Raw genomic sequence first — 11514 nt, 5'->3', positions numbered from 1 at the left:
AAGCGGCATGATGATTCCCTGTTGGCGTGACGGCTGAATTTACTGTTAGCTCATCCGAGCGGGTATCGTACCGATTCGATAGTACGCCTGTCTAACAATGCGACTGAAAAGATTCAACGACTGCGTTGGACGTGCTTGATATGGTTCAGCATGCAGTTGGCATGGAGATCAAGTACTTCAGCAGGGCCCACGCCACGGCGTTCTCTTGCCTGCTACCATCTACGCTAACGTCTAGCGGCGGCGGCTTCATGAGTGTGCCACGAAATATCAGGCGCGCCTTTTGAGCTCGAGGTGGTCATAGAGAGCTGTGCCTGGCAGGACAAATCGAGCACCAGAATAGCCGATCTGCATCTCTGCGAAAGTGGGTCGACGCGCGCTGTCCGCGATGAAGACGTAATACGTCCGCTGCGATGGACGCCGCGCGACGACTCATCTGGCAACTCCCTCGTATGTTGCCGACCGACAACGACATGGAGGCTGTCATGCAGCGAATGATCACCTACCGTGGCTTTGAAATTCACGTTGAGTTGACTCCCGCTACGCAGGACACGTTCGATGTGGCTGTCCAAATCAAGGGTGGAACTAATCCCGAAGCGCTTGGCGGAAACGGAGGTCAAGTGTTACTGCGCAACGGACCTTTTACTGAGCGATGGGCGTATCTTGTCGGGGAAGTCGCCGGGCAAGCCGCCATTGACGCCTTCCTTGGCTCGATTGATTGACTGCATCCGATCCGCCCTATGAGTTAGGCCCGGCTGCAAGAGTGGTCTTACGGTCCGGAAAACAACTGATTTCTAGATGGCCGTACAGCGCCCACCGGATGTCGTTCGGCGGCGCCGATCTGTTCTTGTCAATCTTTGACTTTTTGATGGGAGGTGATGGGCTACTCTTAGAGCCAGTATCTATCGCGCATCCTTCTTCACCGAAAAATATTTCGCTTCGGATTCCTTGAGATATTCTTTTTATTCAAGTTATGTTGGCCGAAAATGCCCGGGGACTCAGATGGCATCGAGATGATAGTTGCGTAAGTCTCCCTCTATGTTTCGCTGTAATGCCAGTTTTTGGTGGGGTGGGGCGCAATTAAGGCGTCGGACGATAACGTCTACCGTTGAGTTGTACCTCAACCTGGTGCTGAATAACTGTCCGCGGGAGATCAATGGCTAAAACCCTATCCGGATCGGGAACCTCACTGGCCACGCTGCCAAGCGCACTATGAAATACCGCATCTTAGGCCGCAAGGACGGCTCCACTCAAGACATGGTGCTTCTCGTCGAAGGCGGATGGGACATAGTTGGTGATCTGGGCATGAATGCAACCGAGATCGAAGAATTGTCCGTAGCGATGGCCGGCCGTTTGGTGCAGATGCTGAGGCAACGAGACTTTGAAGGATATGTGCTGTTTGCCGGCGATGCGACGCCTCATGTGTTCACGCCTGCAGCAGATTTCATTTATTTGGCTGCACGGCTCAGGCGATTGGGTAGAAACTGAGGCGCCGGAAGACTCCAAAGGAACGGCCTCTGACTTTGCCATCTATCCGGTCATAAGATGCGGCAGTTGCGTTATGTGTCGACGCCGCCTCTTCAATAGGCCTCCAATCGCTGCTGATTGGCACGGTTCTGTCCAGTCGCTCAGGCTGCTGTATACGCAGGGCAGAGAAGATGTGGCGCCAATCAGGCCGCATTCGCAGTGCAAAGCCGTAACCACTGGTCGCGCAAGCTCGTGCCGGACCGTGCACGCAGCGCAGCTCATATGAACGTCAGAATCAGAGAGGAAAGTATGAAAGGACTACGTACCCTGGCCGTGATGGTGTCCGCAGTGGCCATGCTCAGCGCATGCGGCGGCGATGACGGCAACGACGTCGGCACCATCATCGGCGTCTCGAAGCCGCAGGCGCGCTTCATCAACGCGGTGCCGCTCGGCCCCAATCTCGACTACTACCTGAACGGCCAGGTCAACACCGCCAACATCGCCTACAAGGGCGTGACGCGCTACGCCGACCTCGGCACCGGCAACCAGACCGCTTCGTACGACGCCAACGGCACCACCGTCACGCTGGGTTCGCAGGGCTTCTCGAGCGCCAACGGCCATCACTACACCACCATCGCGCTGCCGAGCACCTCGGCGCCGATCTCGGTGATCGACGACCCCTACGCCAAGGGCCTGCTGTCGGACAAGGCGCGCGTGCGCGGCTTCAATGCCTCGCCGAACGCGCAGAACGTCGACATCTACGTGGTGCCGGCGGGTAAGACCGACATCAGCGCGATTGCCCCGACCATGCCGGGCCTGGCCTACCAGGGCGCGGTGCCGGCCAGCGGGCAGGATTCGATCTACATCGAGGGCGCCAGCGTCCAGGTGGTCGTCACCTCCACCGGCTCGAAGACGCCGATCCTGACCACCGCGCCCATCACGCTCTCCGACAACGCGGACTGGCTGGTGCTGACGATTCCGGCGGGCGGCATCCGGGACTTGATCCCGAATGACATCCATGTGCTGGTGGCGCAGGGCAACGAGGCCGACTCGTCCGCGCAGGAACTGGGCCCGCAGCAGTAAGCCTCGGCTTCGCAAGTCGCACCGCGCTGCGCTGCCAGTGAGGCGCCGTGCCGTTTGGTGCTGTTCTGGGTGAACTGGGGCGGCGCTTGCCTCAGTTCGAGGGCCTGCCGGCTGGTTCTAGCCGGATCACGTGCTCGGTGCGCGCGCCATAGGTGCGGTCTGCATCGACAATGCCGGCCTGGCTTTGATAACGAGTGCATTAATTGTGCGAATGTGGTCACGAGACGGCCTTTCAGGCGGCGCCTCGGTGCTGGTTTAGGCACTATTTACTCGGAACATTTGTCGGTATGGCGAGCGTGATATCGCGTTCGACAAGGCGTCCACGGCGGCATAAGAATCGATTGCGGTTGGGAAAAGGTTGACTCGCAAGATCAACGAGTGGGTATGCGAATACACTTGGCGGCTCATGTGAATGGGCCTGCAGCGCCTGAGCGTTTTTTACCTGCTTGAGCTTGCCCACGGTGGCACCTCAGAGAATCTCGAGACTGACCTGCGAGTGGCCCTGGCCGCCTGGCCCGGCCCCTGAGCTTGCGCTCCGATTCGCCCGCCGCCCGGCGGCGATGGCCGCAGCGCAACGGACAGGCACAACGAGCATGATGCGTGCGTTTGACCCGACACCGTGCTCGATTTTGCTCCCGCGCCACATTTACCCGTTGACATGGAATCTGGAAGCGCTCATGAGCGACACACCCAAGAACCCGGCCTCCATCTCGTTTGTCACGCGCGAGCGCTGTTCGACCGCCGACATCGGTGGCTACAGCTGGATGATCCTGCCTCGCGGCGATGGCTCGGTTGAGCTGCGCCCGAGTGGCGAGCCGCGTCTGGTCGACGTCGCTCTGTACGAACTCCCAGACGTCAATGGTGGGGCGCCGACCTATCGCGCCAGCGTTCGCGCGCCGGGCATCGACGATCTGGTGGCCCGGCAGGACGGCTTCGCGCACGCCGAGGCGGCGCTTGCCTGGGCCTGCGCGGTCGATTTTGCGACCCGTCAGGCCGGGGGGGGGGGCTGGCGTGCGGCACGTTCAACTGGTCATCGCAACACCTTCTGGTCTAATGTCGCCCCAGGAGGTAAGGTAGGTTAGCAAGAAGAAGCGGTGTGGGCTATCCGCCGAACAAAAAGCGTTGTTGTGGCAAAGATGGAAAGACGGTGAGTCGTTAAGCGACATCGGCCGCTCGCTGGGCAAGCATGCGGCATCCATTCACGCGATTGTTCGACCGCACGGCGGCATCATGCCAACGGCAAGTAAGCGGTCGGCCCGGGTACGCGACCGGCATGCGGCGCGCCGAGCTGGCCGCGGCCACCACGGGCGACCTGACGCGCAAGGCGCTCGATGGCGCGCTCGTGGATGCCTACGTGTTGCGCGTGGACGGCAAGGGCCGGCGCCGGCGCGAGGTGCCCATGCCGGCCAAGCTGCTGGATCTGCTGCGCGCGGAGTTGCGCGCGCGCCGAGCCGCTCGCGCTCGAGACGGCGCCGGCCGACACGCCGCTCGTCGCGCACGTGGTCACAGGCGCTGCGCTGCATCCGAACACGATCGGCACGCTGTTCAAGCGGATCTTCGCGCGCGCGGCCGAGCAGCTGGCACGCAGCTATCCGGGGGCCGCCGAGGATCTGCGCCGCGCCAGCACGCACTGGCTGCGCCACACGTTTGCCAACCACGGCCTGGACGCCGGCGCCGACATCCGAGACATGCAAGCGCTCCTCGGCCATGCGAGCCTGGCCACCACCACGCACTACACGAAGGGCGACGCGATCAGGCAGTACCAGACGGTCGAATCGTTCTTCAATGCCGCGCTCGAGGGCGCCGGTGGGCCCGGTCCAGCCGCGGCCGTTGCGACGGAGGAAGCGGATCCCGCAGACGACGATCGCGGCCCGACGCCGACCGTCCGCGCGCGGTGCGTTGAGGTACACGTGACGCTGCGCGTGGCGCCGAAACGGGACGGCGGCCGCGGCCGGGCCCGCGCGCTCGAGCGCATTGCGCGTGAAGTGTTGGCCGGCTTCTCGCCCTCGGCACGGCCGGGCGACGACACGGTCCTGCAGGTGCCGTTTGAGTCGGAAGACGAATTCGATCGCCAGATGGACGATCTGATGGTGGCGATCGCGCTGATCGCCGAGCAGCACTGCTGTACCTCGGACAGCGAGGCCTGGGCAGAGGTCGACGGAGAGCGCTGGCGGTGGTGAGCCCCTGACAGCCAGCTTGCCAAGGACTGGATCGGCCGGACTCGGCCCCGGTGATCGCCGGTACGTCCCTGAGTGCGAGGCAGCACACCATATGGCTGTAGACAAGTCGCGTCCCTGCCGATAAACCGGACACGTCGCTTGTGCAAAACCGTCGAAAGATATACGATATGTATATCATGAAACGGAGGGACTTATGAGTCGTATCCTGGTTGACCTGCCTGAGTCGCAGATTGACGACCTCGCGGTGATAGTGGAGGCCGAACAGCGGCCCCGCGCGGCCATCATTCGCGATGCCATTGAGGCGTATATCTCGCATCGCAAGCGCGCGCTCGGAACCGACGTGTTTGGGCTGTGGAAAAGCCGCAAGACGGATGGCCTGGCGTACCAGCAGGAGCTTCGTTCCGAATGGTGAAGGCGCTCTTCGATACGAACATCCTTATTGACTATCTCAACGGGGTCGGCGCAGCCAAGAAAGAACTGGCGCGCTATGAGTATCGCGCGATTAGCGCGATCACCTGGATGGAAGTGCTGGTCGGCGCATCCGACGAGGAAGACGCCGCGATCCGCGCATGGCTCGATACATTCGATGTCGTCGCAGTAGACAGTGCGATCGCCAATCGCGCCGTCGAGATTCGCAAGGCTAAAAAGATTCGTCTGCCCGATGCCATCGTGTGGGCCTCGGCTCAGGTTCACTCGCTGTTGCTTGTTTCGCGAAATACGAAGGACTTTCCAGCAGACGAGCCGGGTGTCCGCGTGCCATACAAAATATAGGAAAACGCGTATGTCCCTACGGATCCTCACGTACAAACGAACCCATATCGGCGACCCTGATTCGATCGGCCAGTTAGGCATCAACGATTTTATGGGTCAAGTTCGTCCACGAAACGTATGGTGCGCGCCTCGTAGTCAACGATGTCCGGGTGTTGCTGGAAAAACCGGGCAGACCGGTCTACGCATCGGGAAACACAGGCAAGTGAGGACGATGTGGCCAGCTACAAGGACATACAAACGTTCGTGAAGCAGCGACATGGCATCGTTGCGCAGACGTGCTGGATAGCGCACGTCAAGGAATTGAACGGGCTCCCACTCCGAGGAACGCGGACAGGGGAGCGAGTGAAGCCTTGCCCGCCTCGGTGGCGGCCGGCGATTGAGGAGGCCATGCGTCATTACGGCTGGCTTCGCTAACAACGGAAAACGCCGGCCGCGCCGGCAGAGGAAACGATCGTGAGCAATCATCCTGGCTGGCTTACGCGAGTAGCTACCGTTACCGCTGTGATCGGATTTGTTGTGGTCAGGGGGGCCGCGCAAATTCGGACAGTCGGGTAAAAATCTCGGATAACTATCCGAGTGGGTGAGGCCACCTCTGATGATAAGTATCCCTAACCCATGAACCGCCCCGGATTTTGAGGAGGCTCCCACTCTTGAGAGAAATGGTATGGACGCCTTCCTCCCACATCGTGAGGCGCAGGCCTTCGACATGAGCGGGCGCATAGCGCAAGATCGCATGGATCTTCACGGCGAAGCGGAGGCTAGCGATGAATCTGACACCAGTTGGAATCGACATTGCAAAGACTGTTTTCCAGGTGCATTACGTAGACCATGACACTGGCGAGGTTGTGAACAAGCCAATCAGACGCGCTGTGCTACTCGAACATTTCGCGAACTGGCCCCCTTGCCTTATCGGAATGGAAGCGTGCGGCGGAGCGCATCACTGGGCACGCAAGCTGGTGCAGATGGGGCATCAGGTCAAGCTGATGCCAGGGGAATTCGTGAAGGCGTTCAACATCCGCAACAAGAACGACGCGGCGGATGCCCGAGCGATCTGGCTTGCTGTGCAGCAGCCCGGCAAGGCAGTCGCGGTAAAGACCGAAATGCAGCAAGCAATGCTGGCGCTGCATCGCGCCCGGGAACAGTTGGTGAAGTTCCGGACAATGCAGATCAACGGCTTGCGTGGATTGTTAGCCGAGTATGGTGAAGTGTCGGCTAAGGGACGGGCTTCGCTCGACAAGGCGATACCCGAAATTCTTGCGCGGGTTGCGGAGCGTTTGCCTGCAGTACTCATCGACACATTGCGTGAGCAGTGGGCCGGGCTGACGAAGCTCGATGAGCAGATCGCGGCGATCGAACGCCGAATGCGGGAATGGAAGAAAGATGACCACGCCGTGAAAGCGATCAGTGAGATTCCCGGCGTGGGACTGCTGAGCGCAACTGCGGCAGTCGCAATGATAGGCGACGCAAAGGTGTTCCGATCCGGGCGCGAATTTGCAGCGTGGGCGGGACTGGTGCCAAGGCAGACCGGTTCGGGTGGCAAGGTGAATCTTCATGGCATCAGCAAGCGCGGTGACACCTATCTGCGCACACTGCTGATTCACGGTGCCCGTAGTGTTTTGATTCATGCGAACGACCCGGGTCCGTGGGTCGAGCAGTTGCAGAAGCGACGGCATCCGAACGTGGTCATCGTCGCGCTGGCAAACAAGATCGCACGGACAATTTGGGCGGTGCTTGCTCATGATCGACCGTACCAGAAGGGATACGTAAGCGTGAATCCAGCCGGAATGGCAAACATCTCTTGAGAGACTGGTTCTGTAAAGGTGGCACGTCGAAGGTTGCGTTGGGATCGAGAGTGATGGCAACACAGGTCGGACCGTGGTCTGCGAAACCTGAATGGCTCCAAGAGCAACGAGCTCGTGAGAGAAATGAGGCGCAGATCAGCGGATTCCATAGTGGCCCGCAGCGGAACAATCGACTGCAACAAGGCCGGATATAAAGCTGCGACCGTTCCTGTCACGTCAGAGTTCGAAATCCCTTGCAAACGGGAGGCGTCCATATAGGAGCCATGAACAAGAAATCGAGCAAGTTTTCCCCGGAAGTCCGGGAGCGCGCAGTGCGCCTGGTGCGCGAGCAGCGTAGCGAGCATCCGTCGCTGTGGGCAGCGGTCGAGTCGATTGCGCCGATGATAGGCTGCACGCCGCAAACGCTGAACGATTGGGTCAAGCGCGACGAGATCGATAACGGTGAACGCGATGGCCTGACCACAAACGAGCGTGAGCGCCTGAAGGCGCTGGAGCGTGAGAACAAGGAATTGCGCAAGACCAACGAGATTCTCAAGCTGGCCAGCGCGTTTTTCGCCCAGGCGGAACTCGACCGCCGTATCAAGTCCTGAAACCCTTCATCGATCAATATCGCGACACCTTCGGGGTCGAGTCGATCTGCAAGGTTTTGCGGATTGCCCCGTCGGCATACTGGCGCCATGCCGCCCAGCTTCGTGATCTGTCAAAGCGCTGCGCCCGCGCGAAGTGTGATGACGTGCTATGCCCGGAAATCCAGCGTGTTTGGCACGCCAACATGCGGGTCTACGGCGCGGATAAGGTCTGGAAACAGATGAACCGGGAGCAAATCCGGGTGGCCCGTTGCACGGTCGAGAGATTGATGCAGCGATTGGGACTACAAGGCGCGGTTCGCGGCAAACGGGTTCGCACGACGATTCCCGATGTCTCGGCACCTCGTCCTCTGGATCGAGTCAATCGCCAATTCAAGGCCGACCGGCCGAATCAACTCTGGATTTCCGATTTCACCTACGTTTCGACGTGGCAGGGCTGGCTGTATGTGGCGTTCGTCATCGACGTGTTTGCTAGGCGCATCGTTGGCTGGCGGGTGAGTCGTACCATGCGCACCGACTTCGTACTCGATGCGCTTGAACAAGCGCTGTACGCTCGCCAACCGGGCGACGACGGGACGCTGATCCATCATTCCGACAGTAAGAATACGCGTACCAGATGTTTCCGGACAATCACCATTTTGAAACAGGCGGCTTTCGGGAGGGTCTGGTGCCGTAGAGCGTTCCAGGCGACCTGACCCACATTCCGATCGACTCAATGTCTTTCCCCTGACCCGTCGGTCCTCTGGAACTGCCGAACGGCGAGATTTCATCTCGTCGATACGTGTGACTCAAGAAGGGCCTGACGCCCTGTCACTTTACTGTCTTGTCCAGGTACTCGATATTGGTGAGATCGCCCATACCCATCGATAACCGGAGCGAGGCCGTATGACAGAAGAACTGGCTACTGCTAGCCGTCGTAGCATCGTAGGCGGCGTTGATACGCACAAGGATCTGCATTTTGCGGCTGTCGTTGATGAACATGATCGCATTCTCGGCAGCGAATCCTTCCCAACCACGCGGCACGGCTACAAGCAGATGTTGCTTTGGATGCGCTCATTCGGTGAACTCGTCCGGGTGGGCGTCGAGTGCACCGGAAGCTATGGCGCCGGCTTATTGCGCTACCTCCAACAAGCCCATGTAACTGTGCTGGAGGTCACCGCGCCGGATAGAAGCGACCGGCGCAAACGTGGCAAGGACGATACGCTGGATGCCTACAACGCCGCTCACGCTGCCTTCGCCGGCGTGCGTACGGTCACACCCAAGACGCGCGATGGCATGATCGAATCGCTGCGCGTTCTGAAAGTGTGCCGGAAGACGGCCATTTCGGCGCGTCGCGTTGCTTTGCAGCTGATCCACAGTACCATCATCAGTGCGCCGGATGAGCTACGTGAATCACTACGCGCGATGACACGGATGCAGCTCGTCCGAACATTGGCGGCGTGGCGTCCGGATCTGTCCGACTATCGGAACCTGACCTCCGCCTGCCGAATTGCACTGAAGTCGCTGGGACGTCGATATCTGGAGTTGCACGACGAGATTGCTGAGCTCGACGTCATGATCGCGACGCTCGTGGACGAACTTGCCCCCGACCTTGTCTCGCGGAATTCGATTGGCTACGAGTCGGCGTCGCAACTGTTACTGACCGCCGGCGACAACAGCGACCGACTTCAGTCAGAGGCTAGCTTCGCCGCCCTTTGTGGCGTGAGTCCGGTCCCGGCCTCTTCCGGTAAGGTGACTCGACATCGACTGAATTGCGGAGGGGATCGCGCAGCCAACAGCGCCTTGCACATCATTGCCATCGGTCGCTTGAGAACCGACGCGCGCACAAAAGCCTATGTGGCCAAACGCGTGAGCGAGGGGCACTCGAAGCTCGAAGCGATCCGCTGCCTGAAGCGCTACATCGCGAGGGAGGTCTATTACGTAATCCAGCAATGCCACCTCAAGATTGCACAGACTCAAATTACCCCTTGACCTTTAGAAGGGCGTCAGGGGATCGCAATACGTTTCCATTCGGTACACCGAGCGGCTTGCCGAAGCGGGCATAGAGCCATCGGTCGGCAGTCGCGGCGACAGCTACGACAACGCCCTGGCGGAAACAATCAACGGTTTGTACAAAACGGAACTGATTCACCGACGAGCGCCTTGGAAAACAAGGGAATCCGTCGAGCTTGCAACGCTGGAATGGGTCGCCTGGTACAACCACCATCGGCTGATGGAACCTCTGGGCTATATCCCGCCAGCCGAGGCTGAGACAAACTACTATAGGCAACTCAGAAATACTATTGAAGCACCTGCGTTAACTTAAACCAACCGGCCTCCTCGAAAGCCGGGGCGGTTCAAACCGGTCCAGTCGCGGAAACGTCAATGCTACACATACCATATAAAATGGCTTATTTTAGGTATAGGTGAAAGTGGGGTTGTGGTGTGCGCAGATGATTTATTATTTGGCAATTATATTGAATTATTTCCGGCTCCACAGGTTTCCATCCGGATAGTCTCTCGACTTTGGTAAGTTCGTCGACGAACGACGTCATAGAGGCATTCATAAGAGCGTCCTGGCGCCTGCAAGGCACTCGCTCTTGGTGATTCGATATAGCAGCGCGATGAGCGCATAGGCGGCAAGCTGAAGTTTCAGAAGTCGGAGAGGTGAGGAGTAACTGCCGAAAAGTAGAATGATGAAGCAAGACGGCCGGGCGCTTATGACAAATTCCATCAGAATTTCGGTCCTGCCTTACTCTATTGCTGGGGCGCGCACATAACCAGCGATAGAGACGCTTTTTAAGTATATTCGTGTCTCACTACGCCTGATAGCATGATTAAATTTTGTACGACAGATCGTCATCGAAAAAATCTTGCGAGTCCGCAGCAACAATGGCGACGTGACATCCATCGGTGTCGCGTCGCGCGCTTCGCAGGTCACCGTCTCGTCGCGAAGCCAAGCCATCACGAAACTTGGACGTTGTACTATCTCGGCTTTTATTCGCAGGAGTTTGGTAGCCTCGAAAGTGCGCAAAGCACGGCTCCCGATTTCGCTCGCCAAGTCTTGGAATATATGGCCAAGCTAATCGATTCTGGCCCAGTTGACTCGCTATTGGGAAGTGTACATGTCGTCGTGCGCTCGGCGGGGGGGGGAATCGAAACAAGCCTGTAAGGCAGGCTTGCATGGTCACGGGGGTACTTCGGGACGTATCTACTACCTAGTAATTGACCAATACCCTGGTTTTCCAGATATTTCGAAGTCCATGTGTGCAGAGATGTTCGCATTGCCATGCGACGCTAGCCACAGCCGCGCCCCGTTTTCTAGTTGGCGATGTCGAAATATCGCCATCAACAACTGCTGGCGAATTCGGTTCCTCGGGCAGCTCATATACGCGATATCCGGCTGGTAGGCATCGATGGCTGCCGAAATTCGTCGTCGATGATCCACCTGTCTATCTCCTAGGCAATCTTGTTTACTGTGCCTGACGGTTAAAGGCTTGCCGGAGAAGTGGGCAGCCCCCAGGAGTTTCGCGGCAAGGTTCCTTAGGGCGTATTGGCCCGGATCACCGCCTGCGCCGCCGCATCGGCCTCGGCCGCCACGCTGTCGTGCACGCGCGTGCTCTGCCCCGGCAAGGGCGATTCGTTGTC

Annotated in this window: 9 protein-coding genes, 2 pseudogenes and 1 other annotated feature; all 11 genes and pseudogenes read left to right on the top strand. The window is 59.0% G+C overall.

The window, feature by feature from the left end:
• Positions 1–482 precede the first annotated feature (482 nt).
• On the top strand, positions 483–719 hold the full coding sequence (locus FB600_RS36780) for a hypothetical protein (protein WP_145758288.1): 237 nt from the start codon (positions 483–485) through the stop codon (positions 717–719).
• 490 nt (positions 720–1209) lie between these two features.
• Positions 1210–1485 (top strand): hypothetical protein, encoded by a 276-nt coding sequence (locus FB600_RS36775; protein ID WP_013699894.1) that lies wholly within the window; start codon positions 1210–1212, stop codon positions 1483–1485.
• Between the two features lie 288 nt (positions 1486–1773).
• Positions 1774–2547, top strand: a complete 774-nt coding sequence (locus FB600_RS36770; RefSeq protein WP_145758289.1) for a DUF4397 domain-containing protein — start codon at positions 1774–1776, stop codon at positions 2545–2547.
• A 677-nt stretch (positions 2548–3224) separates the two neighbouring features.
• Positions 3225–3629, top strand: coding sequence for a hypothetical protein (locus tag FB600_RS36760; RefSeq protein ID WP_145758290.1), 405 nt, complete (start codon positions 3225–3227; stop codon positions 3627–3629).
• A 417-nt stretch (positions 3630–4046) separates the two neighbouring features.
• The gene (locus tag FB600_RS36755; RefSeq protein WP_244102834.1) at positions 4047–4727 is read left to right on the top strand and encodes a tyrosine-type recombinase/integrase; all 681 of its coding nucleotides are present in this window, start codon (positions 4047–4049) and stop codon (positions 4725–4727) included.
• Between the two features lie 193 nt (positions 4728–4920).
• Entirely contained in the window at positions 4921–5139 is a 219-nt protein-coding gene (locus FB600_RS36750) for a ribbon-helix-helix protein, CopG family (RefSeq protein WP_145758291.1), read from the top strand.
• Positions 5133–5498, top strand: a complete 366-nt coding sequence (locus tag FB600_RS36745) for a type II toxin-antitoxin system VapC family toxin (protein ID WP_105853419.1) — start codon at positions 5133–5135, stop codon at positions 5496–5498. The genes FB600_RS36750 and FB600_RS36745 overlap by 7 nt, the downstream gene beginning before the upstream one ends.
• 764 nt (positions 5499–6262) lie before the next feature.
• Entirely contained in the window at positions 6263–7300 is a 1038-nt protein-coding gene (locus FB600_RS36735) for an IS110 family transposase (protein ID WP_145758293.1), read from the top strand.
• Positions 7301–7563: 263 nt separating this feature from the next.
• A pseudogene (locus tag FB600_RS36730) lies at positions 7564–8483 on the top strand (IS3 family transposase); the annotation flags it as partial.
• Positions 7845–7961 (top strand) — a sequence feature (AL1L pseudoknot). Its footprint overlaps the pseudogene before it by 117 nt.
• Positions 8484–8772: 289 nt before the next feature.
• Entirely contained in the window at positions 8773–9858 is a 1086-nt protein-coding gene (locus FB600_RS36725; protein ID WP_145758294.1) for an IS110 family transposase, read from the top strand.
• A 16-nt stretch (positions 9859–9874) separates the two neighbouring features.
• Positions 9875–10192 (top strand): annotated as a pseudogene (locus FB600_RS36720) (integrase core domain-containing protein); the annotation flags it as partial.
• Between the last annotated feature and the right edge of the window lie 1322 nt (positions 10193–11514).

This window comes from Burkholderia sp. SJZ089, from assembly GCF_007828315.1.
GTDB lineage: Bacteria > Pseudomonadota > Gammaproteobacteria > Burkholderiales > Burkholderiaceae > Burkholderia > Burkholderia gladioli.
The sequence above is the reverse complement of the archived record's forward strand: the minus strand, read 5'-3'. Positions and strand labels throughout refer to the sequence as shown.

Excerpts from the sequence above, each read along its gene's own strand:
- FB600_RS36780 (WP_145758288.1), top strand. The coding sequence starts at position 483 with ATGCAGCGAATGATCACCTACCGTGGCTTTGAAATTCACGTTGAGTTG.
- FB600_RS36775 (WP_013699894.1), top strand. The coding sequence starts at position 1,210 with ATGAAATACCGCATCTTAGGCCGCAAGGACGGCTCCACTCAAGACATG.
- FB600_RS36770 (WP_145758289.1), top strand. The coding sequence starts at position 1,774 with ATGAAAGGACTACGTACCCTGGCCGTGATGGTGTCCGCAGTGGCCATG.
- FB600_RS36760 (WP_145758290.1), top strand. The coding sequence starts at position 3,225 with ATGAGCGACACACCCAAGAACCCGGCCTCCATCTCGTTTGTCACGCGC.
- FB600_RS36750 (WP_145758291.1), top strand. The coding sequence starts at position 4,921 with ATGAGTCGTATCCTGGTTGACCTGCCTGAGTCGCAGATTGACGACCTC.
- FB600_RS36745 (WP_105853419.1), top strand. The coding sequence starts at position 5,133 with ATGGTGAAGGCGCTCTTCGATACGAACATCCTTATTGACTATCTCAAC.
- FB600_RS36735 (WP_145758293.1), top strand. The coding sequence starts at position 6,263 with ATGAATCTGACACCAGTTGGAATCGACATTGCAAAGACTGTTTTCCAG.
- FB600_RS36725 (WP_145758294.1), top strand. The coding sequence starts at position 8,773 with ATGACAGAAGAACTGGCTACTGCTAGCCGTCGTAGCATCGTAGGCGGC.